The sequence below is a fragment of the Fictibacillus sp. NPDC058756 genome, from assembly GCF_042746035.1.
Taxonomy (GTDB): Bacteria; Bacillota; Bacilli; order Bacillales; family Fictibacillaceae; genus Fictibacillus.
This window is the reverse complement of record NZ_JBHYPU010000001.1, coordinates 1-23,777: the sequence shown is the minus strand read 5'-3', so window position 1 is coordinate 23,777 and position 23,777 is coordinate 1. Positions and strand designations below refer to the sequence as shown.

Here is a 23,777-nt window from a genome sequence, read left to right as displayed (position 1 = left end):
ACAAGCGGCTTTTCTTATAGAATTCCCTGTGAAAAAGCTAAAATGCTATCCCATTTTTCTACAATAAAAACAAGAATCCCTGCGATTAAAAGTCCAGGAAGCAGGTTAGCAACCCGGATTTTAGCTACTCCGAGCAAGTTCAGACCTATTGCGACGATCATAATACCACCTGTGCCAGTAATTTCTACAATAAGAGCGTCCATGAGCTCTTGCGGCACAAACCGGTCGATTTGTGTAGCTAATAACGTTATGGCACCCTGATATAAGACAACCGGAATCGCAGAAAACATCACACCAATTCCAAGTGCTGAAGTAAATAAAATGGCACAGAATCCGTCAATCAATGCCTTTGTGTAAAGGACATCATGCTCTTGTCTCAATCCACTGTCTAAAGCCCCGACAATAGACATAGCACCAACTACAAAAACGAGTGTAGCTGTAACAAACCCTGTTGCAACAGATCCTTTATCCTGTTTGCCTACTTTTGTCTCAAGCCATTTTCCAACTGAGTTCAGTTTTTCTTCAAGATTCCACCACTCGCCTAACGCTCCTCCAACAGCCAGGCTGGCGATTACGATAAGAAATTGTTCGCTCTTAAGCCCCATGCCTATTCCTAAAATAGTAACTGCTAGTGCCATTGCCTGAAGAATGGTATCTTTTATTCGATCGGGTATTGCTGTCCAAAATAGACCTAAAAAGCTTCCAGAGATGATTGCGATACCGTTAACCAATGTTCCTAAAAGTGACATATCATTTATCTCCTATCCAAGTAGACCATCGATGATTTCCCTTAAAGCCCTGATCAAAGTGTTTACTTCATCTTTTGTATTGTTATAACCGAAGCTGATCCGCAAAGTTCCTTCATTGTTTGTTCCTTCTCGGCTGTGAGCGAGAGGTGCACAATGCAGTCCAGCTCTTACGGCAATATTGTAATGTTCATCTAAAATTACCGCGATTTCATGAGCATCCAGTCCTTTGACTCTTAACGAGACAACTGGAAGCCGGGCTGGAAATGAAGCAGGCTGGGTTATGCTTATTTCAGGCATAGATTCGATTTTCTGCAAAAAATCATAAAGCATTTCTTCTTCATGGTTTTGAATATTCTTTAAGCCCCTATGTAAAACCTCTTTAACACCTGCGTGAAGTCCTGCTATTCCCGAAACATTCAACGTCCCGCTCTCCAGCCTGTGAGGAAGTTCTGCAGGCTGTTCAGGTTCTTCAGAAAATGTTCCTGTCCCGCCATAAATCAATGGAGAAAGCAACGTATCTTTATTGTTTAAAAGCAGCATCCCTATACCTTGTGGACCTAATAACCCTTTATGGCCAGGTATCGCTAAATAATCAATATTTTGGTCTGTCATATGTATAGGATGAACACCAGCTGTCTGAGCAGCATCCACGAGTAATTTTAATTCATACTCTCTTGAAATTCCCCCCCATATACCTACTGGCAAAAGTGTTCCATCCACATTTGATCCGTGGGTACATATCAATAACCTGGTGCTCTCTGTGATGTTGGAGATGATGTTTTCTTTATGAAGTGCTTCACTGTCTTGTAAATAAGTGACGCTGATACCTATTGTTTTTTCAAGATAATGAAGAGTCCGATAGACAGCGTTATGCTCAAAGCCAGAAGCAATAATATGATCCCCTTTTTGCCAGTGATACCCTTTTAATACAAGATTAACTGCTTCAGTAGCACTCTTCGTAAAAATGACAGATTCAGCAGACTCACAGCCAAAGAAAGAAGCGAACTCATACCTTGCATCTGTAACAACTCTCGAGGCTTCTTTAGACAAGAAATGGCCGCCGCGGCCAGGATTTCCTAAGTTAACAGCTTGTCCAACTGCTTCGATGACTTCTTGGGGTTTTGGATATGAGGTTGCTGCATGATCAAAATAGATGATAGACAAATATTCTTCCTCCTTGCATGTTGAGAAAACTACTTTTCAGATAACCCATAGTGTAAAAAAGAAACCACCTCAGCGATGGTTTCATACTACTTTTCTAAAAGATCTAAAATTCGTTCTAAATCATCTTGTGAAAAGAACTCTATTTCAATTTTCCCTTTGCGTTTTGACTTTTTGATAGAAACGCTTGTACCAAAACGATCTCGTAATGATGATTCTTTCTCTTTAAAAAACACGTTCGTTTGTGCAGTTTTCTTTTTTGTTCCACGTGAAACATTCATATTGATGTCTTGAATGAGCTTCTCAAGCTGTCTTACATTTAAACCATCATCTGGAATGCGCTGAACAACCTGCTGCATTTTTGATTTCTTCTTAAGGCCGAGTAATGCACGGCCGTGTCCCATCGTAATCATGCCATTGGATAAAAGCTCTAAAACGGGTTTCGGCAACTGCAAGAGGCGGATATGGTTCGCAATATGCGGACGGCTTTTCCCGACTCTAGAAGCCAGTTCTTCTTGTGTAAGTTTAAGATGGTCTATTAGCTTCTGGTAAGCCTGAGCCTCTTCCACAGGATTTAAGTCTTCCCGCTGAAGATTCTCGATCAGCGCTACTTCCATCATTTTTTCTTCTGTATAATCTTTTATGATAACAGGAACAGTCTTAAGACCTGCTTCTGATGCAGCTCGGAACCTTCGTTCTCCAAGGATGATCTCATATCCCTTTATGCTTTTTCGAGCCAAAATCGGCTGCAGAATTCCATGTTCCTGAATCGATTCCTTCAGCTCGTCAATCGCTTTTTGGTCGAAAACTTTTCGGGGCTGATATGGATTCGGCCTAAGCTCTTTTACACTGACTTCTTGGACTTGTTCTTCTTCATTTTGTAATAACGCTCCAAGCCCTTTACCTAACCCTTTCGCCAATGCCAATCACTTCCTTCGCAAAATCTAAATAAACATCTGCACCCCGGGATTTCGGATCATAAATAATAATCGGTTTTCCATGACTTGGCGCTTCTGATAGTCTAACATTTCTTGGTATGATTGTTTCATACACTTTATCTTGAAAATACTTTTTCACTTCTTCGATTACTTGAATGCCTAAATTCGTTCGTGCATCAAGCATTGTAAGCAATACACCGTCAATCATAAGATCAGTATTTAAATGCTTTTGCACAAGCCGTACCGTGTTTAAAAGCTGGCTAAGCCCTTCAAGTGCGTAATATTCACATTGCACCGGTATTATGACAGAATCTGATGCTGTTAAAGAGTTGATCGTAAGCAGCCCCAGAGATGGAGGACAATCGATAATAATAAAATCATAGTTTGAGCTTACCTGATCGAGTGCTCTTTTTAGCCGTACTTCCCTTGAAATGGTCGGTACAAGTTCGATCTCCGCTCCTGCCAGCTGAATAGTAGAAGGGAGAATATGTAAACCTTCACAGATCGTTTCAACTATAACATCTTTAACTTCCACATCCTCAACTAAGACATTGTAGATACATTGATCAATATCTCCTTTGTCTACTCCTACACCGCTTGTCGCATTGCCTTGAGGATCTATATCTACTAACAATACTTTTTTTCCGAAATATGCTAAGCATGCACCAAGGTTGACTGACGTAGTCGTTTTTCCGACTCCGCCTTTCTGGTTGGCTACTGCAATGATCTTCGCCACGTTGTCACCTACCTCACTTTATGAACAATCAATTATCTATTATTCTATCATGAAGATTTTAAAATAACTTATTGAAATAATGAAAAATAAAGATTTTTTCTAAGGTGTTTTTTATAAAAGGTAAAAAACTTTCAGAAAAGCTTTTTGTGCAAACTTCGCTGCTCTTGTGAGTGGCTGATTTCCGTTTCAGGTGCTCGCTTTCCGCGGGGCGTGCGGTGAGCCTCCCTATCGCTTCGCGCTGGCGGGGTCTCACCTGTCCCGCTGATCCCGCAGGAGTCTCGCACCTTACACTCCAATCATCTAGTCGAAGAAGTATAATCCAAAAAAATTAAAAAGCAACAACCTTTTAACAGTGAGTATTTATTTTAAAACAATATTTTTGAGGAAATAATGCAAAAAACCACCAGCTTATGATTAGCTGATGGTTTTAACTCTTAATTTTTAGGAATTCGTATGGTAAACTGATAGAATTCTTCGTGCTCTTCTTCTTCAGTATCAATTGAAAGTCCGCTTTGAACGACCATATCTACTGATTGTCTCACCGTATTGATGGCAAGGCGCATATCTTTGCTGTAAGACTTACGGCGTGCCTGAGGTTTTTTCTCTGCCGTTTCAGCCTCTATCATTCTTTTCACTCGATCTTCCGTCTGTTTAACATTTAATTGCTTTTCAAGAATCTCCGCTAGGACCATTTCCATTTTTTCTGGCGTCTTTAAGACAATTAAAGCCCTAGCGTGACGTTCTGTAATCTTCTTTTGCAAGAGAGCATCTTGAATGGATTGCGGAAGCTTTAATAATCTAAGCTTATTTGCAATCGTTGATTGGCCTTTGCCTAGCTTTTGTGCCAGTCCTTCTTGTGTAAGTCCATGTAATTCCAGCAGCTTCGCGTAGGCCATTGCTTCTTCAATCGCCGTCAATTCTTCCCGCTGAAGGTTTTCAATAAGAGCAACGGATGCTGTTTGTGAATCATCCATTTCCTTTACAATAGCCGGTATCTTCTCCCAGCCTAGTTTTTGTACAGCTCTCCATCTGCGTTCTCCCGCAATCAGTTCATATTGGTCTTCTCCGATGCTGCGAACAACAATAGGCTGAATGATGCCGTGAGCTTCGATGGTTTGTGATAACTCTTCAATTCGTTCATCTATAAAAACCGTTCTGGGCTGAAACCGGTTTGGAATAATATGCTGAACCGGAATTTGAAGTACTTCTTCGTTGTCGTTTTTTTCAGCTGGTTCTGGATCTAATGTCTGCTGGCTCTTTTCGCCGATGCCGAATAAACGTGAAAAAGGATGCTTCATGCGAATACACCACCTTTTGTAATCTGCCTGTTAATCTATTTCGTCCCACTAGTCCTAAAATCCTGCAAGTCTGTAAAAATCTTTCTTTTATGTAGCACCTGTGTTTCACGTGAAACACAGGAAATTTTTATTGTATCGGCGACTTGTTAGGAGTTCCTGGTTTGCGCGGAAACTTCTTAGGCGTCTCATTAACTTTTTCGATAATGACAATGTTCCGTTCGCTTTCTTCGATCGGAAGCAGGAAAGAATGAACATCTTCAATCTTTCCTCCCAAAAGTTTAACCGCTTTTTCGCCGTCTTTTACCTCTTCAGGAAGGTTTGCACCTTTCATCCCTAAAAAATGTCCGCCTTTTTTCACAAGCGGCAGACAAAACTCAGATAAAACAGAAAGTCTGGCAACTGCTCTTGCCATAACAAGATCAAACTGCTGCCTGAATTCTGGTCTGTGAGCAAATGTCTCGGCACGATCATGGTACATTGAAACATTCTCTAATCCAAGTTCTTTTACAACATGCTCTAAGAACCCGATTCGTTTATTCAAAGAGTCCACAACCGTTAAGTTGATCTCAGGAAAACAAATTTTGAGCGGAACAGCAGGAAAACCAGCACCTGCTCCAACATCACATACAGTAATGTCCTGATTAAAATTAAAATAAAAAGCGGCTGTAACAGAATCATAAAAATGCTTTAAATACACTTCTTCTTTTTCTGTAATTGCCGTTAAATTCATTTTCTCATTCCATTCAACAAGCAAATGAAAATATTTTTCGAATTGTGACAGCTGCTTTTCTGATAACTCAATTCCCTTTTCCTTTAGGGAAGTTTGAAACATCTCAATATTCATTTTTGTTGCGTCCCCCTTTTTTGAAGACCCTTCGTTGACAAAGAAAGTTGATTGGAGTGCAAGGTGCGTGCCTACCACCTGAGTAAACTTCTCGAAGGGCATGCGACGAGGAAGCCCTCTTCGGAAAAATTGTCTTGTAGACGCAGGAGCACAAATACCTCCTTGCCCCCAATTCTAACCAAGGCTCACCTTGCCCACCGCGGAAAGTGAGTACGTGTGAGCGAAAATCAACTACTTCTAACGGGCAATCTTAGCCAGTTTGCCCTGTTCAAGGTAAATCAACAGAATAGAGATGTCTGCTGGGTTTACCCCGGATACTCGTGATGCCTGTCCAACAGAAAGCGGACGTACTTCGTGCAGCTTTTGCTTAGCTTCCGTTGCTAATCCGTTTATCGCCATATAATCAAGGTCAACAGGCAGTTTTTTGTTTTCCATTTTACGCATTCTTTCAACCTGTGCGAGCTGTTTATCAATATAACCAGCATACTTCACTTGGATTTCGACCTGCTCTGAAACAGTTTCGCTTAGATGTCCTTCTGCAGGTGCTAACCTTTGAATCACAGGATAAGTCACTTCTGGACGTTTAAGCAGGTTTGCAGCAGTCATCGGTTCTTTAAGCGCTGAAGACTGAGCCTTTGCAAGAACTTGCTGAACCTCTTCTGATGGTTTAATTGAAACATGTTCTAAACGCTCAATTTCCTTTGCGATCTGTGCTTTTTTCTCCTCAAAGCGTTCGTACCGTTCTTGCTGTATCAGTCCGATTTCAAAACCTTTTTTCGTTAATCGCAGATCAGCGTTGTCGTGTCTTAATAAAAGACGGTATTCAGCTCTCGATGTTAAAAGTCTATATGGTTCGTTCGTACCTTTTGTAATTAGATCATCAATTAGCACACCAATATAAGCTTCAGAACGATCAAGAATCAGGGGTTCTTTACCCTTTACCTTTAACGCAGCATTAATACCTGCCATAAGCCCTTGTCCGGCTGCTTCTTCATAGCCGCTTGTACCGTTCAGCTGCCCTGCAGTAAACAAGCCGCTCACTTTCTTTGTTTCAAGAGATGGCCATAGCTGAGTAGGAACAATTGCATCATATTCAATTGCATAGCCTGCACGCATAAGCTCAGCTTTTTCAAGACCAGGAATAGTAGCAAGAATTTTCTTCTGCACATCTTCAGGCAAACTAGTAGATAAGCCTTGCACATATACTTCCTCAGTGTTTCTTCCCTCTGGCTCTAAGAAAATCTGATGCCGCGGCTTGTCATTGAAACGTACAATCTTATCTTCAATTGACGGACAATATCTAGGACCTGTTCCTTCGATCATTCCAGAATACATTGGTGAACGGTGAAGGTTGCCGTTGATCAGCTGATGTGTTTCATCCCCCGTGTAAGTCAGCCAGCAAGGAAGCTGATCTGTAATGTATTCGGTTGTTTCATATGAAAAAGCTCTGGGAACATCGTCTCCAGGCTGTATTTCCGCCTTGGAATAATCAATGGTTTTGCTGTTTACACGCGGCGGAGTACCTGTTTTGAAACGAACCATATCAAATCCAAGTTCCTGCAGATGATACGATAAGTTAATAGAAGGCGCCATATTGTTTGGACCGCTCTCATAAGCGAGTTCACCTATGATGATCTTTCCTCTTAAATAAGTACCCGTTGTTAATACAACAGCTTTTGCCTCGTATTCTGCCCCTGTTTTTGTAATAACACCCTTACAAATGCCGTCTTCCATAATTAGACGTTCTACCATCCCTTGACGCAATGTAAGATGTTCAGTATTCTCCATTGTTTTCTTCATTTCATGCTGATAAAGATATTTATCTGCCTGAGCTCGCAGTGCACGTACTGCAGGACCTTTACCCGTATTCAGCATCCGCATTTGAATATGCGTCTTATCAATATTCCGAGCCATTTCGCCGCCAAGTGCATCCACCTCACGCACAACAATCCCTTTTGCCGGTCCTCCGACAGATGGATTGCAGGGCATATAGGCTACGGTATCTAAATTTAACGTCAGACAAAGTGTTTTTGCACCCATACGAGCTGAGGCGAGAGCCGCTTCAACACCTGCATGGCCAGCGCCAACGACAATAACGTCAAAAATATCTGCTTTATATCCCATGTGTTCTTACCTCCTTCTTCTTTATTTTCCGAGACAAAATTGAGAGAAAAGCTGGTCGATCAAGCTTTCTGAAACAGTATCTCCTACAATTTCACCAAGTATCTCCCATGCTCTTGTAATATCAATCTGAATCATATCAATCGGAAGATCAGCTTCAATGCCGCCCAATGCTTCGTCAATATGATGAATCGTCTGCTGCAGCAATGCAATGTGTCTTGAGTTTGATACGTAAGTAAGATCTTGTGCTTCAATTCCGCCTGCAAAAAATAGATTTGCTATCGCTTGTTCTAGTTCATCTATTCCCTCTTCTTTAACTAATGATGTGGCAATAACAGGTGAACCTTCCGCTAAAACTTTAACTTGATCAATATCCAGGTTTGTTTCTAAGTCTGTTTTGTTTATGATTACAATCTTATCCAGCCCCGCGGCTGCACGGAATAAATTTTCATCCTCATTGGACAGTGGTTCATTTCCGTTTAAAACGAGCAGAATCAAATCTGCTTCTTTTAATACTTTTCGTGACTTTTCAACACCAATTTTTTCAACAATATCTTCTGTTTCGCGGATGCCTGCTGTATCTACAAGCCTTAAAGGGACACCTCTTACATTGACATACTCTTCTATAACGTCCCTTGTAGTCCCGGCTATATCTGTAACAATGGCTTTGTTTTCATGAACTAACGCGTTCATTAACGAAGATTTCCCTACGTTCGGCCGTCCAATAATAGCCGTAGATAAACCTTCACGAAGAATCTTCCCTTGCTGAGCCGTCTGCAAAATGGATTCTACCTCTTTTTTTACCGTTAAAAGATTGTTATTTAATAAAGAATGCGTCATTTCTTCAGCATCGTATTCTGGATAATCAATATTTACTTCAACGTGGGCAATGGTTTCTAATAGTGTTTGTCTTAGTCTGCTAACTAAAGATGAAAGGCGGCCTTCCATCTGATTAAGAGCAACATTCATGGCCCGGTCTGTTTTCGCTCTGATCAAGTCCATAACTGCTTCCGCTTGTGACAAATCGATTCGTCCGTTCAAAAAAGCACGCTTCGTAAACTCTCCTGGTTCTGCCAGACGTGCTCCCTGCTGCAGAATGAGCTGAAGCACCCGGTTAACAGAAACTAATCCGCCGTGACAGTTGATCTCCACAACATCCTCACGCGTAAAAGTTCGCGGAGCTCTCATTACACTTACCATGACTTCCTCTACAGCCTGGTTCGTTTTCGGATCAACCAGTTTACCGTAATGAATCGTGTGAGTGTCGGCTTCTTCAAGCATTTTAGAACCTTTATAAACACGGTCAGCGATCGACACCGCTTCCGGACCGCTAAGACGAACGATTGCAATTGCCCCTTCACCCATCGGGGTTGAAATAGCTGTAATTGTATCGTATTCCATTAATTTCACCTCAACCTCCCTATAAAACGCTCTATCTATTTATCATTTAGTATGACCTATAATGGCTGCTGTGATAATTGGTAGTTAAAAAAGGACATAAATATCCACAATAAAAAATAGTGTACCGTATTATGTGCCCGCAGTAAATAAAAAGCCCCAGAGGAATACCCTCTGAAGCTTCATTATCTTTTAATTATATTCTTGGGACGGATAACCACTTTTCGAAATGGCTCAACCCCTTCAGAAGTTGTTTCAACATCCCGGTTTTCTTTGAGTGCTAAGTGAATCACTTTTCGTTCATTAGCAGGCATCGGTTCAAGCGCGAAGCTTTTCTTTGTAATGAACACTTTTTGAGCGGAATGCTCAGCAAGCCGTTCCAGCGATTCCTGCCGTCTAGTACGATAATTTTCAGCATCAAGAACAATTTTCACATGCTTAGCTTCCGGATCTGAGTTTGCAACCATATTCGTTAAAAGCTGAAGCGCATTAAGCGTTTGTCCGCGTTTCCCAATTAAAATCGCAATTTTTTCACCGGTTAAGTCAAGCACTAGTTGATCGTTTTCCTGCCGCTGAGAAATGGTAACGGGCACCCCCATCTTGGATGTTACATCCTGAAGGTATTCGATCGCGGTTTTAACAGGATCAGCTTTCACTGTTACTTCAACAACTGCCGGCTTCCCGCCGAGTCCAAAAAAACCTTTTTTGGAATCCTCAAGAATTTTCACTGCTACTTGTTCTTTTGAAGTCTGAAGTTGTTCTAGTGCTGCTGCTACTGCTTCTTCAACCGTTTTCCCTGTTACCTGTACCTTTTTCACTTTTTAGCTCCCCCATCAACTTGATTTTCTTTCTTTTTCATTGGGGTCGTAATGAAATATGTTTGTGCAATCATGAAGATGTTACCGATCACCCAATATAAAGATAATGCAGCTGGGAAATTAATCGCAAATACAACGATCATGACTGGCATGATGTATAAAAGCATCTTCATTTGCGGATTTGGGTTGTCCATTCCGCCCATCATAATTTTTTGCTGCAAGAATGTTGTAAGACCTGCAACTATCGGCAAAATAAAATAAGGATCTGGATCTCCTAGATCAAACCAAAGGAAATTGTGATTAGCAATTTCTTCTGTACGCATAATTGCATGATAGAAACCTAATAGAATAGGCATCTGAATAAGTAATGGCAAACAGCCTGCAAGCGGATTTACACCATTCTTTTGAAATAATGCCATTGTTTCCTGCTGCAGTTTTTGCTGTGTGTTTGCATCTTTTGATTTGTATTTTTCACGAAGTTTTTGAATTTCAGGCTGAATTTCCTGCATCGCTTTAGAACTTTTAGTTTGCTTTATCATTAAAGGAAGCAAAGCCGTTCTAATCAATAAAGTAACAATAATGATAGCTAGTCCATAATTTTCACCAGTCAGATCTGCAAAATATGTGATCAGCCATGATAATGGATAAACAAAATACGTGTCCCAAATTCCCGTGCTGTCTTCTGTAACAGGATCCATCGTTCCACATCCTGATAGGACAGCCATGAGTGCGAAAAGGGCAATTATTAAACCTATTTTCTTGCGCACACTCTTATCCTCCTTAAAATCATAAATCTCATCTCAATTATTTATTGTCTCTTTTTTCAGGCACGAGGTCAACGCCCCCGGGATGAAAAGGATGGCACTTCAGAATTCTGATAACCGTCAGCCAAAGTCCTTTTATGGCACCATGCTGCCTGAAAGCTTCTATACCGTAATGCGAACAAGTCGGATAAAAGCGGCATGAAGGCGGAGTCATCGGAGAGATCCACCGCTGGTAAAAACGTATAATCCCTATAAATAAGGATTTCACTTCTTACACCCTCTTTTTAAAAACGTTCGCTCGATTTAATACGTGAAGTAAACTTTTTTCAATTTCATGAAAATCCATATTCGCTGTCGGTATTCTCGCAATAACAACGTAATCCCTGCCTGGCAGCAATTGTTCGCTGTATTTATGAAAAATCTCTTTAACCGAGCGTTTGATGCGATTTCGCGTAACAGCTTTTCCTACCTTTTTACTGACAGACAGACCAATACGGAAAACCTCTTGGTCCTCTTTTTTTAAGCTGTATATAACAAATTGGCGATTAGCCGTTGATTTTCCTTTTTTGAAGACTTCTTGAAATTCCTCATTTTTTTTGATGCGCTGCTCTTTCTTCATTCCATTTAACACTCCATCAATTTAAGCAATCTCATTCCATTGTCCTGCGATCTCTTCCAGTATCGGTTTAATTTAGTTTTGTAAAACATGTTTTAGACAAAAACTGAATTATTCTGTACTAAAAAATACGAAACAGAGTGAGCGGATAGGTCTATAAAAGTAAAAAAAGACCACTGATGTCAGTGGCCTATGCGGATAACACTTTTCTTCCCTTTTGACGACGGCGAGCTAGAACTTTACGACCGTTCTTAGTAGCCATACGTGCACGGAAACCATGTACCTTCTTACGCTTACGGTTGTTCGGTTGAAATGTAGGTTTCATGTATATTACACCTCCCTGAGGATATCTCTTATAAAAGACAGTCTAATAAAGTATAATGACTCACCTCTTCTTTTGTCAAGGTGGTTTTAAGTTTTAAGCTATTTTCGCATATATTGTTGCTCTTGAAAGTAGTTGATCTCCGTTCCAGGTGCTTCGCTTTCCGCGGGGCAGGCGGTGAGCCACATTTTTAACGTTTCACTTTTAAGTGTCTCACCTGCCAGCCTCAAGGAAGTATTCTTGCTCCTGTGTCTAAAAGTTAATTCTACCGCAGTAAGCTTCCTCGTCGCATGCCTTGCGAGATGCTTCACAAGTGGTAGGCACACACCTTCCACTTCAATCAACTTGTCATTGAAAAAAACAAAAGTACCCCAAAGTAACTTTTTTATAAAATGCCTTTTAAAAAAAGCATCGGGTTATGTAAGTTACTTAAGATCTACAGGCTGAAACTTCATAATTAACTTTAGCATTCTACAACGTTCTCAAAAAACTCTATCCTCTTGTCTGTGGACATCTTTTTCGACACGTTTTTCATTATCCACACCAATTATCGACATCTTTTACACAAAATCTTGTGTTGTGGACAACTTCTTTACACAAGGTATGGGCGTTGTGGATAAGTAACAATAATCCGTTGCCAAGCTTACTTTTTTTTGATATGCTTGTTGTGTTTTAACTCGTTAATAACATCTTAGCTATACAAAGTTATTCACATGCTGTGGATAAAGTTGTGGACAGTTTTAATTCACTGTTAAAAAGGTTGTCCACAAACACTGTATGGCTGTTTATAATCCTATTATCTACTATATTAATTATCATTCACATATCATGTGGACTTTTATTTTTATGCATAGGTATTCATTGCATGTACAAACCTTAAACAACAGGGGAAACGACTGCTGAAATAGGATGACTTAGAAGAGATAAGGGGGGTAAATTGGTTGGAAAACATTAATGACCTATGGTCCAAAGCACTTTCGGCTATAGAAACAAAAGTTAGTAAGCCCAGCTTTGAAACCTGGTTAAAATCGACAACAGCCCATGCATTGCAAAATGATACGCTTGTTATCACAGCACCTAATGAATTTGCGCGTGATTGGCTGGAATCAAGGTATGCTGGCATTATTTCAGAAACCTTGCTGGACGTTACTGGTGCGGCATTGGATGTAAAGTTCATCATTCCACAAAATCAGTCAGAATTAGATTTAGACTTGGAGCTGGCGATGAAAAAAGCACCAAAAGCGCCAAATGAACCTCACGAAGAAGTTTCTCAAAGTATGCTAAATCCAAAGTACACGTTCGACCGGTTTGTAATCGGTTCTGGAAACCGCTTTGCGCATGCTGCATCACTGGCTGTAGCAGAAGCACCGGCGAAAGCTTACAATCCGCTATTTATTTATGGTGGAGTCGGGTTAGGAAAAACGCATTTGATGCATGCGATCGGACATTATGTACTGGAACATAATCCAGGGGCAAAAGTTGTTTATTTATCATCAGAAAAATTTACAAATGAATTCATAAATTCTATTCGAGATAATAAAACCGTTGAATTTCGCAATAAGTTCCGTAGTGTGGACGTGCTTCTTATAGATGATATTCAATTCCTTGCGGGAAAAGAACAGACTCAAGAGGAATTTTTCCATACATTCAATGCACTGCATGAAGAAAGCAAACAGATTGTAATCTCAAGTGACCGTCCTCCAAAGGAGATTCCTACATTAGAGGACAGACTCCGTTCACGCTTTGAATGGGGATTGATCACGGATATTACGCCGCCAGATCTGGAAACAAGGATTGCTATTCTGCGAAAAAAGGCGAAAGCTGAAGGCCTGGACATTCCAAATGAAGTTATGCTTTATATCGCAAATCAAATCGATACAAACATTCGTGAACTTGAAGGTGCACTTATACGTGTTGTAGCTTATTCATCTTTAATTAATCAAGACATGAACGCAGATTTGGCTGCAGAAGCACTGCGTGATATTATACCGTCAGCAAAACCAAGAACTCTTACCATTCATCATATACAAGAAGTAGTCGGCAAACATTATAACGTTAAGCTCGAAGATTTCACGGCGAAAAAGAGAACAAAATCAGTTGCTTTTCCAAGACAGATCGCTATGTATCTTTCACGAGAGTTAACTGATAACTCACTTCCTAAAATCGGGGAAGAGTTTGGAGGCCGTGATCATACAACGGTTCTTCATGCACATGATAAGATTTCAACATTGCTTATTAAAGATCAAGTGCTGCAAAGAAAAGTACAAGAAATTCATGATCAGTTAAAATCGATCTAAATAGCAACCTTGAATACTGTGAATAACTACTGTTACTTTATACACAGTCTGTCCACACGTGGATAGGCTGTTCTATCTTGTTTCGAACGGGTTATCCACACATTCACAGCGCCTAGTACTATTACTACTATTTTTTTAAAAGATTTTAATTAATATCAGGGGGGTAAAACAATGAAAGTTAAGATTCAATTAAACCAATTGATTGAAGCAGTTCAGGATGTCATGAAAGCCGTCTCATCACGAACAACAATTCCGATTTTAACAGGAATAAAAATGGAAGTGACTTATGAAGGTGTGCATTTAACTGGTAGTGATTCTGATATTTCCATTGAAAGATTGATACCGACTGAAGAAGGAGATCTTGTACATATTGAGGTAAAGCAAGAAGGAAGTGTTGTTCTTCCAGCACGCTATTTCTCAGAAATCGTTAAAAAGCTGCCAAATGATTCGGTAGAGATCGAAGTTGGAGAGCGTTTCGAAACAACTCTTCGCTCAGGTGCATCTGAATTCAGTTTATTGGGACTCGATCCTGAAGAATATCCGCGTTTGCCGCAGATTGAAGAGAATCTTGTTTTTGAAATTCAAAGCGATCTGCTTAAAACAATGATCCGCCAAACTGTCTTTGCGGTGTCCACCTCAGAAACACGCCCGATCTTAACTGGTGTCAACTGGACATTATCTGATGGGTTGCTTAACTGTATTGCAACAGACAGCCACAGATTAGCAGAGCGTAAAATGCCAATTGATTCACAAGCAGAAGAGTTATCTTTCCAAAATGTAGTTATTCCAGGAAAGAGCTTGAACGAACTTTCTAAGATTCTTGATGAATCTGCAGAGAAAGTACAAATTGTTGTTACGAACAATCAGATTTTATTTAAAGCAAAGAACATTTTATTGTTCTCCCGCTTATTGGATGGAAACTACCCAGACACTTCAAAGCTTATTCCATCTGAAAGCAAAACAACATTTGTTTTAAAAACAAAAGAGTTTTTGCAAGCGATCGACCGAGCTTCTTTATTAGCAAGAGAAGGAAGAAACAATGTTGTTAAACTAGCAACACTGGACAACAAAACGATCGAACTATCATCGAACTCGCCTGAGATTGGTAAAGTTTTTGAACATATGATTGCTGAAGACATTGATGGAGAAGAATTGAAAATTTCTTTTAATGCAAAGTATGTGATGGAAGCACTTAAGGTTATGGACTGTTCTGAGATCAGCATTCTTTTCACAGGTGCTATGCGGCCGTTCCTTATCCAGCCTGTCTCAGAAGACACGATCCGCCAGTTAATCCTGCCGGTAAGAACTTACTAAAATATGAAGCTGCCGGATGACCGGCGGCTTTCTTTTCTTTTTCTAAGAGAATCGTTTTTTGGAGATACTAGTAAGAACGATGGAAACTATGGTGTTCGTGTAGGTGGTTGACTTCCGCTCCAGGTGCTTCGCTTTCCGCAGGGTGTGCGGTGAGCCTCCTCGTCGCTTCGCAACCTTAGGAGTCTCACCTGTCCCACTGATCCCGCAGGAGTCTTGCACCTTCCACTCCAATCAACTTTGCGAGAAGAAAAGAGTCAAAGTGCTTACTAAAAAGTAACACTCCCTGTTGCCAAAGAGAAAATAGCCAGGAGGTTTTTAAAATGGAAAACGTAAAGATCAATACAGAATTTATAACGCTTCAACAGCTGCTCAAAACAACCGATGTCATCCAATCGGGAGGCATGGTAAAATGGTATTTAGCAGAACATGAAGTTCTTGTGAACGGAGAACATGAAACACGCCGAGGGAAAAAACTATATGCGGGTGATGTCGTGTCCATTCCAGATATAGGAGAGTTCAAGGTAACAACGGAATAGGGGGTATCCCTTTGCATATTGAAGAGCTTTATCTGAGGAACTACCGCAACTATAAAGACCAGTCTTTAAGCTTTGAAAATAAGGTCAATGTTTTCCTTGGCGAAAATGCCCAGGGTAAAACGAATGTCATGGAATCGATCTATGTTTTGGCCATGGCGAGGTCTTATCGGACGTCAAAAGATAAAGAGTTAATAACTTGGGACGAAGAATATGCTAAAATAGAGGGTAGCATCAAAAAGAAAAACAGTTCTTTTGATTTGAGCCTCGTCATATCACAAAAAGGAAAAAAAGCGAAAATCAGCCGCATTGAACAGCGACGTTTAACAGATTACGTCGGACACTTTAATGTGGTCATGTTTGCACCTGAGGATTTAAATCTTGTAAAAGGCAGTCCGCAGGTGCGTCGTCGTTTTATTGACATGGAAATTGGCCAGGTAAACGCTGTTTATTTGAACGATTTATCTGTGTATCAAAAGATATTGTCTCAGCGAAATTCTCTTTTGAGAGACATGTATCGAAATAAAAGCACCGAAAATATGACGATGCTTGAGATATTAACAGAACAGCTTATAGATAAAGCGGCAAGAATTACATTGAAACGCATGAAATACATGGAGAAGCTGCAAGGATGGGCAGAACCGATTCACCGTGGCATATCGAGAGGGCTCGAAAGCTTAAAAATTCATTACAAACCTGCCGTAGAGGTATGCGATGAACCCGATTTGTCGAAAATGATAGAAGCATTTCATTCGAAATTTGGTAAAATAAAAGAAAAAGAGATTGAGCGGGGCACATCTTTATTTGGACCCCATCGGGATGATCTGCTGTTTTCGGTAAATGGGAAAGATGTACAAACATTTGGTTCTCAAGGACAGCAGCGGACGACTGCTCTTTCACTGAAGCTCGCCGAAATCGATTTAATTCATTCAGAAGTTGGAGAATATCCTGTTCTGTTGCTGGATGATGTACTTTCTGAATTAGACGACTTCAGGCAATCTCATCTGTTAAATACCATCCAAGGGAAAGTTCAAACCTTTGTTACTACGACCAGTGTTGAAGGAATTCATCATGAAACATTGGAAAAGGCCGCAACCTATCAAGTTCATTCAGGCTCCATAGAACGTTTGAAATGAGGTGAGGGATTTGCTTTTGCATTTAGGTGATGAAGAAGTTATTCATTCTAAAGATGTACTAGCTATATTGGATATCAATGCGTTAAAGACTTCAGAGCTTGCGAAGGAATTTCTTAAAAAGCATGAAAAGAATCAGACATTGACCGATTTGAGCGGGAATGCTGCAAAATCCGTAATTATTACTGACAAAACGATTTATTTGTCTCCCCTTTCTGCCTCTACATTAAAAAAGAGAGCCTCTGATCGCCTCGAACTTGAAAATGGCTGGAATATAAAATAAAGGTTTTATAAATAAAGCGTTTTTAAACCGGAATGAAGGTGAACCAATTGACGACTGAACAAAAGTTAGAGCATCAGCAAAATTATGATGAAAGTAATATCCAGGTACTTGAGGGGCTAGAAGCCGTCCGAAAACGTCCTGGGATGTATATTGGTGCAACAAATGTACGCGGTCTGCACCATCTTGTATGGGAGATCGTTGATAATTCAATCGATGAAGCGTTAGCAGGATACTGTGATACGATTCGCATTACGATTGAAGAGGACAACAGCATCACTGTAGAAGATAATGGACGCGGTATTCCTGTTGGTATGCATGAAAAAATGGGAAGACCAGCGCTGGAAGTTATCATGACTGTCCTGCATGCCGGCGGTAAATTCGGCGGCGGCGGATATAAAGTATCCGGAGGTCTCCATGGTGTAGGTGCATCCGTAGTTAACGCGCTGTCCACAATGCTTGAAGTTACTGTATCCCGTGATGGGAAACTGCATTATCAATCATATGAGCGCGGTGTACCGACTGCAGACTTGAAAATTATCGGCGAAACAGATAAGACGGGTACACGCACACACTTTAAGCCAGACCCAGAAATTTTTACTGAATCATTAGAATATGATTTCCCGACTCTTTCTAATCGTATTCGTGAACTTGCTTACTTGAACCGTGGTCTTCGCATCATTGCAGAAGATAAACGCGGGGAAGAGCCAGAAGTGAAGGAATACCACTATGAGGGCGGTATTAAGTCATACGTTGAGCATATTAACCGTACTCGTGAAGTACTTCATGAAGAGCCGATTTTTGTTGAAGGTGAAAAAGATGGCATCTCAGTAGAAATCGCGTTCCAATACAATGACAGCTATGCAAGCAATATCTATTCTTTTGCGAACAACATCAACACACACGAAGGCGGAACGCACGAATCTGGTTTTAAAACAGCTCTGACTCGTGTAATCAACGATTACGGACGAAAGAATAACTTATTTAAAGACAACGACACCAACCTTACAGGTGAAGATGTCCGTGAAGGGTTAACAGCGATAATTTCGATCAAGCACCCTGATCCTCAGTTTGAAGGGCAGACGAAAACAAAGCTTGGAAACTCTGAAGCAAGACAGATCACTGAATCTATTTTTTCTGAGACGTTCTCATCTTTCATGCTTGAGAACCCGGTTGTAGCAAAGGCAATCGTTGAAAAAGGTATGATGGCGCTGCGTGCACGTGTTGCTGCTAAAAAAGCGCGTGAGCTTACGCGCCGCAAGAGTGCATTAGAAGTTTCTTCATTACCTGGGAAACTGGCAGATTGCTCTTCAAAAGATGCAAGCATCTCTGAACTGTACGTGGTTGAGGGTGACTCTGCCGGCGGATCTGCAAAACAGGGACGTGACCGTCATTTCCAAGCGATCTTGCCTCTTCGCGGTAAGATTATTAACGTTGAAAAAGCAAGACTGGACAAAATTCTTTCGAACAACGAAGTCCGTGCCATTATTACGGCTTTAGGTACAGGTATCGGCGACGAATTTGATATTACAAAAGCCCGTTATCATAAGATCATTATCATGACAGATGCAGATGTTGATGGTGCGCATATTCGTACACTTCTTTTAACATTCTTTTTCCGCTATATGCGCCCGATCATTGAACACGGATATATTTATATCGCTCAGCCGCCGCTTTATAAAGTGCAGCAAGGCAAGCGCATAGAATATGCCTACAATGATAAAGAACTTGAAAAATTATTGGCTGAACTTCCGCAAGTTCCAAAGCCGCAGCTGCAGCGCTATAAGGGTCTTGGTGAGATGAATCCTACCCAGCTGTGGGAAACGACAATGGATCCGGAAACACGTACATTGCTTCAAGTGGAAATGAAAGATGCAATGGCCGCTGACGAAACGTTTGAGATCTTGATGGGAGATAAAGTAGAACCCCGCCGTGATTTCATTCAAGAAAACGCACAGTACGTAAAGAATTTAGATATTTAATTAAGAATGTTTCAGCATTATTTTTAGGTGCTGAAGCTGAACATAGAAAATGCTGAAGCTGGACTAGGTCCAGTTTCGGTTCGTTTAAAAGCCGAATTAGAGGGCTTTAAAAACCTGTTTTTCAAGAGGTTATGGAGGTAAAACGAATGTCTGAAATGGAACGTTCCCGGGTTAAAGAAATAAATATTAGTACGGAAATGCGTACATCTTTCATGGATTATGCCATGAGCGTTATCGTCAGCCGTGCATTGCCAGATGTACGTGACGGATTAAAGCCTGTTCACCGGCGTATTCTTTATGCCATGAACGATCTTGGTATGACAGCTGATAAAGCTTATAAAAAGTCTGCACGTATCGTTGGTGAGGTAATCGGTAAGTACCACCCTCACGGCGACTCTGCTGTATACGATACGATGGTTCGTATGGCACAGGATTTCAACTTCCGCCACATGCTGATCGACGGCCACGGTAACTTCGGTTCTGTCGACGGCGACGCTGCGGCAGCTATGCGTTATACTGAGGCGCGTATGTCGAAGATCGCCATGGAAATGGTGCGCGACATCAACAAAGACACAATTGGCTACAAAGATAACTATGATGGATCTGAACAAGAACCGGTTGTATTGCCTGCACGCTTTCCTAACTTGCTCGTTAATGGTGCTGCTGGAATCGCGGTTGGTATGGCAACGAATATTCCGCCGCATCATCTTGGAGAAGTAATTGACGGAGTTTTAGCAGTAAGTGAAAATCCAGACATCACAATCCCTGAACTGATGGAAATTATTCCAGGCCCTGATTTTCCTACCGCAGGGGAAATTTTAGGACGTGAAGGAATTCGCAAGGCATATCAAACCGGAAGAGGTTCAATTATTATCCGTGCAAAAGCCGAAATCGATGAAATGCCTAGCGGAAAGCAAGCAATCATCGTTACGGAGCTTCCTTACCAAGTAAACAAAGCCCGTCTCATTGAAAAAATCGCTGAACTCGTTCGTGATAAAAAGATTGAAGGTATCACAGACCTGCGTGATGAATCTGACCGAAACGGTATGCGTATCGTGATGGAAGTCCGCCGTGATGCGAATGCAAATGTTATTTTAAATAATTTATATAAACAAACAGCTCTTCAGACAAGCTTTGGTATCAACATGCTGGCACTTGTTGACGGGCAGCCGAAAGTTCTTAACATTAAAGAATTTCTTTACCATTACCTCAAGCATCAGCAAGTGATCATTCGCCGCCGTACGGAGTTTGACCTTAAGAAAGCTGAAGCAAGAGCTCATATTTTAGAAGGTCTGCGTATTGCACTTGATCACTTGGATGAAGTAATCGCACTGATCCGTGGTTCCAGGACGACTGATATTGCTCGTGACGGATTGATGGAGAAGTTTGAATTAAGCTATGAGCAGTCTCAAGCTATTCTAGACATGCGCTTACAGCGTTTAACAGGTTTAGAGCGTGACAAGATCGAGAACGAATATAGTGAGCTTGTTGCTTTGATCGCTGAATTAAAAGCAATTTTAGCAGATGAAGAGAAAATTCTTGAAATCATCCGCACAGAACTTACTGAGGTTAAAGAAAAATATGATAACCCAAGACGTACCATTATTTCTGTCGGATTCAACAGCATTGAGGACGAGGATTTAATTCCGCGTTCAAATATCGTAATCACGCTGACGAACAAAGGCTATATTAAGCGTCTTCCGATTTCCACTTACCGTTCACAGCGACGCGGTGGTAAAGGGATTCAAGGAATGGGCACCAGTGAAGATGATTTTGTTGAACAGCTGTTTACAACAAATACTCATAACTACATTCTGTTCTTTACGAATAAAGGGAAAGCTTATCGCTTAAAAGGTTACGAGATTCCTGAGTACGGTAGAACAGCAAAAGGTATCCCGATCATCAACCTGCTGCAAATTGAGCAGGGTGAAACGATTTCAGCTGTTATCCCTGTTGAGGATATGGAAAGTGATGAAATTTACCTTAACTTTATGACGAAACAGGGAATAACAAAACGTTCTCCATTATCTGCATACAGCAATATCCGCAAAGGCGGACTGTTTGCTATCAATCTTCGAGATGAAGATGAATTGATGGGTGTACGTTTAACAGACGGTACTAAAGACATTATCGTCGGTACAAAACAAGGGATGTCCATCCGTTACCAGGAAACAGACGTAAGATCTATGGGTAGAACAGCTACAGGTGTTAAAGCTATTACTCTAGGTGAAGATGATGCAGTTGTTGGAATGGAAGTATTGGATGAGACACAGGACATCCTGATCGTTACAACAAGAGGTTACGGCAAGCGGACACCGATGAGTGCATACCGTCTGCAGTCACGCGGCGGTAAAGGGATCAAAACAGTTAATATAACTGAAAAGAACGGTCCTGTCGTTACTTTGAAGACTGTTACGGATGAAGAAGACTTGATGATTATTACGGCAAAAGGAATCATCATCAGAATGAACATCTCTGGTATTTCAACAATGGGCCGTAATACGCAAGGTGTAAGATTGATGTCTATGAATGACAGCAATCATGTTGCCACTGTTGCCGTTGTAGAACGAGAAGAAGAAACAGAAGAAGAATTATTAGATGAAAATGGCGAACCTATCGTAACTGAAGGGGAAGAATCGCCAGCTTCTGAAAATGATCCTGAACAGAATAACGAAGAGAATAACGAATAATTTCTTAAAAGAGGAAAATGAGTATACATTTTCCTCTTTTTTATATGTACAATTAAACTATGAATTTTCCGACAAAAGGAGTTTATTGTATGAAAATTAAAACGAGTCAGGCAAAGATTGGCCAAATGCTGATTCAAGATGTTTTCTCGATGACGAGTCAGCCGATCGTTAATAAAAATACCGTAATAAATTCAGAACATCTAAGAGTACTTACTCGTTTTAATATAGAGGAGATTGATATCCTTAATGATTCAGGATTGAACCAAAACAGCATAAAGGAAAATACAGCACCCCCTGCTGCCAAACTAGAAGAGAAAACGTCTTTGCAGTTTAAAAAAGAAAATATCTCTTCATTTCCGAGCATGTACCTGCAAACGGTCAAACGCTATAAGCAATTATTTACGAATTGGCAGTCCGGAAGCTCATTAGATATGTTGGAGGTTCGCCAGGCTGCTTTACAAGTTCTTGAAGAAGGTTCAAATTTCCCTAGAGAGATTTTATTGCTGCATCATTATGCCACAAGCGCGGATTATATTTATCATCATGCAATTTCTGTTGGGATATTGAGCACATTTTTAGCAAAGAAGCTCAATTATTCAAACGGAGACTGTATCCAAATAGGTCTTGCTGGCGTTTTGTCGGATTGCGGAATGTCCAAAGTTCAGCCGACACTTTTGAAAAAAAGCGTCGCGCTGTCACCTGCAGAGTTTGATGAGGTAAAGAAACACACCATTCACGGATATAACATGCTTAAAAAGATACCCTCTATAAAAGAAGGAGTTTTACTCGGTGTTCTGCAGCATCATGAGCGGGAAGACGGTTCAGGGTACCCGTTAAAAGTTCAAGGAAGCAAACTGCATCCATTCAGCAAAATTCTTGCTGTAGCAGATGTGTACCTGGCGATGACAGCTGAACGTCCGTATCGAAGTAAGCAATCACCATTCAAAGTACTCGAAATGATGATGAAGGATCAGTTCGGAAAGTTCGATCATCAAGTTATACGTGCACTGTTATCCGGGCTATCAACCTTCTCAACAGGCAGCCGTGTTAAACTTACTAATCATGAAGTAGGTGAAATTGTCTTTATAGAAGAAAGCCAGCCTACACGTCCGATGGTCAAATTAGACTCAAACGGTGAATTCATCGCTTTAAAAACAAGGAATGATCTCTTTATAGAAGAGCTTTTATCTTAGGATAGAAGCTTTTTTGTTTTTAGGTATTGTAACCTGGCTTTATCCATGGTAGACTAATCAAGCTGTCTTAAGAACAGCGCTGCAACACTTTAAGTTGATAACGAATTAAATTGAAAAAGTTTTAAAAAGTTATTGACTCTGACAGTTTAGCGTGGTATATTATTAAAGTCGCTAAAACAAGTGACGCAAACAAGTTCTTTGAAAACTGAACAAAAGCAAAGGTAAGGAATTAAGAATTAATTCCGTCAGTTTTAAAACGAGAGCAAGTCAAACACTTTTATGGAGAGTTTGATCCTGGCTCAGGATGAACGCTGGCGGCGTGCCTAATACATGCAAGTCGAGCGAATGAAGAGGAGCTTGCTCCTCTGATTTAGCGGCGGACGGGTGAGTAACACGTGGGTAATCTGCCTGTAAGACGGGGATAACTCCGGGAAACCGGGGCTAATACCGGATAATAAAAAGAAACGCATGTTTCTTTTTTGAAAGTCGGTTTCGGCTGACACTTACAGATGAGCCCGCGGCGCATTAGCTAGTTGGTGAGGTAACGGCTCACCAAGGCGACGATGCGTAGCCGACCTGAGAGGGTGATC

General features: G+C 40.9%; 21 protein-coding genes and 1 rRNA gene. 9 read left to right on the top strand and 13 right to left on the bottom strand.

Going from position 1 to position 23,777, the window contains the following annotated elements; genetic code table 11:
* Positions 1 to 14 precede the first annotated feature (14 nt).
* The 13 genes from ACFW35_RS00110 to rpmH form a co-directional block, all read right to left on the bottom strand.
* Positions 15 to 749, bottom strand: a complete 735-nt coding sequence (locus ACFW35_RS00110; protein WP_066294416.1) for a DUF554 domain-containing protein — start codon at positions 747 to 749, stop codon at positions 15 to 17.
* Between the two features lie 12 nt (positions 750 to 761).
* Entirely contained in the window at positions 762 to 1,913 is a 1,152-nt protein-coding gene (locus ACFW35_RS00105; protein ID WP_379842882.1) for an aminotransferase class V-fold PLP-dependent enzyme, read from the bottom strand.
* A gap of 86 nt (positions 1,914 to 1,999) precedes the next feature.
* Positions 2,000 to 2,830 carry a ParB/RepB/Spo0J family partition protein gene (locus ACFW35_RS00100; protein WP_379842881.1) on the bottom strand — a complete coding sequence of 277 codons (831 nt, stop codon included), beginning with the start codon at positions 2,828 to 2,830 and terminating at the stop codon, positions 2,000 to 2,002.
* On the bottom strand, positions 2,811 to 3,584 hold the full coding sequence (locus tag ACFW35_RS00095; protein ID WP_130292699.1) for a ParA family protein: 774 nt from the start codon (positions 3,582 to 3,584) through the stop codon (positions 2,811 to 2,813). The genes ACFW35_RS00100 and ACFW35_RS00095 overlap by 20 nt, the downstream gene beginning before the upstream one ends.
* A gap of 434 nt (positions 3,585 to 4,018) precedes the next feature.
* Positions 4,019 to 4,882 carry a nucleoid occlusion protein gene (noc, locus tag ACFW35_RS00090; RefSeq protein WP_379842879.1) on the bottom strand — a complete coding sequence of 288 codons (864 nt, stop codon included), beginning with the start codon at positions 4,880 to 4,882 and terminating at the stop codon, positions 4,019 to 4,021.
* Positions 4,883 to 5,009: 127 nt separating this feature from the next.
* The gene (gene rsmG, locus ACFW35_RS00085; protein WP_379842877.1) at positions 5,010 to 5,726 is read right to left on the bottom strand and encodes a 16S rRNA (guanine(527)-N(7))-methyltransferase RsmG; all 717 of its coding nucleotides are present in this window, start codon (positions 5,724 to 5,726) and stop codon (positions 5,010 to 5,012) included.
* Positions 5,727 to 5,963: 237 nt separating this feature from the next.
* Positions 5,964 to 7,850, bottom strand: coding sequence for a tRNA uridine-5-carboxymethylaminomethyl(34) synthesis enzyme MnmG (gene mnmG / locus ACFW35_RS00080; RefSeq protein ID WP_379842876.1), 1,887 nt, complete (start codon positions 7,848 to 7,850; stop codon positions 5,964 to 5,966).
* A 21-nt stretch (positions 7,851 to 7,871) separates the two neighbouring features.
* Positions 7,872 to 9,248: a tRNA uridine-5-carboxymethylaminomethyl(34) synthesis GTPase MnmE gene (gene mnmE, locus ACFW35_RS00075; RefSeq protein ID WP_379847334.1), complete on the bottom strand. Its 1,377-nt coding sequence runs from the start codon at positions 9,246 to 9,248 to the stop codon at positions 7,872 to 7,874.
* 182 nt (positions 9,249 to 9,430) lie between these two features.
* Positions 9,431 to 10,063 carry an RNA-binding cell elongation regulator Jag/EloR gene (gene jag / locus ACFW35_RS00070; protein ID WP_379842874.1) on the bottom strand — a complete coding sequence of 211 codons (633 nt, stop codon included), beginning with the start codon at positions 10,061 to 10,063 and terminating at the stop codon, positions 9,431 to 9,433.
* Positions 10,060 to 10,830 carry a YidC family membrane integrase SpoIIIJ gene (gene spoIIIJ / locus ACFW35_RS00065; RefSeq protein ID WP_066294438.1) on the bottom strand — a complete coding sequence of 257 codons (771 nt, stop codon included), beginning with the start codon at positions 10,828 to 10,830 and terminating at the stop codon, positions 10,060 to 10,062. The genes jag and spoIIIJ overlap by 4 nt, the downstream gene beginning before the upstream one ends.
* A 37-nt stretch (positions 10,831 to 10,867) precedes the next feature.
* The gene (gene yidD / locus ACFW35_RS00060; protein ID WP_077361018.1) at positions 10,868 to 11,095 is read right to left on the bottom strand and encodes a membrane protein insertion efficiency factor YidD; all 228 of its coding nucleotides are present in this window, start codon (positions 11,093 to 11,095) and stop codon (positions 10,868 to 10,870) included.
* A 3-nt stretch (positions 11,096 to 11,098) separates the two neighbouring features.
* A complete protein-coding gene (gene rnpA, locus ACFW35_RS00055) occupies positions 11,099 to 11,446 on the bottom strand; it encodes a ribonuclease P protein component (RefSeq protein ID WP_379836962.1) in 348 nt (115 codons plus the stop codon).
* Positions 11,447 to 11,633: 187 nt separating this feature from the next.
* A complete protein-coding gene (gene rpmH / locus ACFW35_RS00050; protein ID WP_007201576.1) occupies positions 11,634 to 11,768 on the bottom strand; it encodes a 50S ribosomal protein L34 in 135 nt (44 codons plus the stop codon).
* Between the two features lie 938 nt (positions 11,769 to 12,706).
* Here rpmH and dnaA point away from each other — a divergent pair.
* The 9 genes from dnaA to ACFW35_RS00005 form a co-directional block, all read left to right on the top strand.
* Positions 12,707 to 14,062, top strand: coding sequence for a chromosomal replication initiator protein DnaA (gene dnaA / locus ACFW35_RS00045; protein WP_379842872.1), 1,356 nt, complete (start codon positions 12,707 to 12,709; stop codon positions 14,060 to 14,062).
* A gap of 171 nt (positions 14,063 to 14,233) precedes the next feature.
* Entirely contained in the window at positions 14,234 to 15,376 is a 1,143-nt protein-coding gene (dnaN, locus tag ACFW35_RS00040; protein WP_379842871.1) for a DNA polymerase III subunit beta, read from the top strand.
* 320 nt (positions 15,377 to 15,696) lie between these two features.
* Positions 15,697 to 15,912 carry a S4 domain-containing protein YaaA gene (yaaA, locus tag ACFW35_RS00035; protein ID WP_077361026.1) on the top strand — a complete coding sequence of 72 codons (216 nt, stop codon included), beginning with the start codon at positions 15,697 to 15,699 and terminating at the stop codon, positions 15,910 to 15,912.
* A gap of 11 nt (positions 15,913 to 15,923) precedes the next feature.
* Positions 15,924 to 17,045, top strand: a complete 1,122-nt coding sequence (gene recF / locus ACFW35_RS00030) for a DNA replication/repair protein RecF (RefSeq protein ID WP_379842869.1) — start codon at positions 15,924 to 15,926, stop codon at positions 17,043 to 17,045.
* A gap of 10 nt (positions 17,046 to 17,055) precedes the next feature.
* On the top strand, positions 17,056 to 17,325 hold the full coding sequence (gene remB, locus ACFW35_RS00025; RefSeq protein WP_066294449.1) for an extracellular matrix regulator RemB: 270 nt from the start codon (positions 17,056 to 17,058) through the stop codon (positions 17,323 to 17,325).
* A 32-nt stretch (positions 17,326 to 17,357) separates the two neighbouring features.
* On the top strand, positions 17,358 to 19,304 hold the full coding sequence (gyrB, locus tag ACFW35_RS00020; protein WP_379836970.1) for a DNA topoisomerase (ATP-hydrolyzing) subunit B: 1,947 nt from the start codon (positions 17,358 to 17,360) through the stop codon (positions 19,302 to 19,304).
* Between the two features lie 146 nt (positions 19,305 to 19,450).
* Positions 19,451 to 21,994 (top strand): DNA gyrase subunit A, encoded by a 2,544-nt coding sequence (gene gyrA / locus ACFW35_RS00015; RefSeq protein WP_379842867.1) that lies wholly within the window; start codon positions 19,451 to 19,453, stop codon positions 21,992 to 21,994.
* 89 nt (positions 21,995 to 22,083) lie between these two features.
* A complete protein-coding gene (locus tag ACFW35_RS00010) occupies positions 22,084 to 23,187 on the top strand; it encodes an HD-GYP domain-containing protein (protein WP_379842866.1) in 1,104 nt (367 codons plus the stop codon).
* A 276-nt stretch (positions 23,188 to 23,463) separates the two neighbouring features.
* Positions 23,464 to 23,777: ribosomal RNA gene (locus ACFW35_RS00005) — 16S ribosomal RNA — on the top strand; the annotation flags it as partial.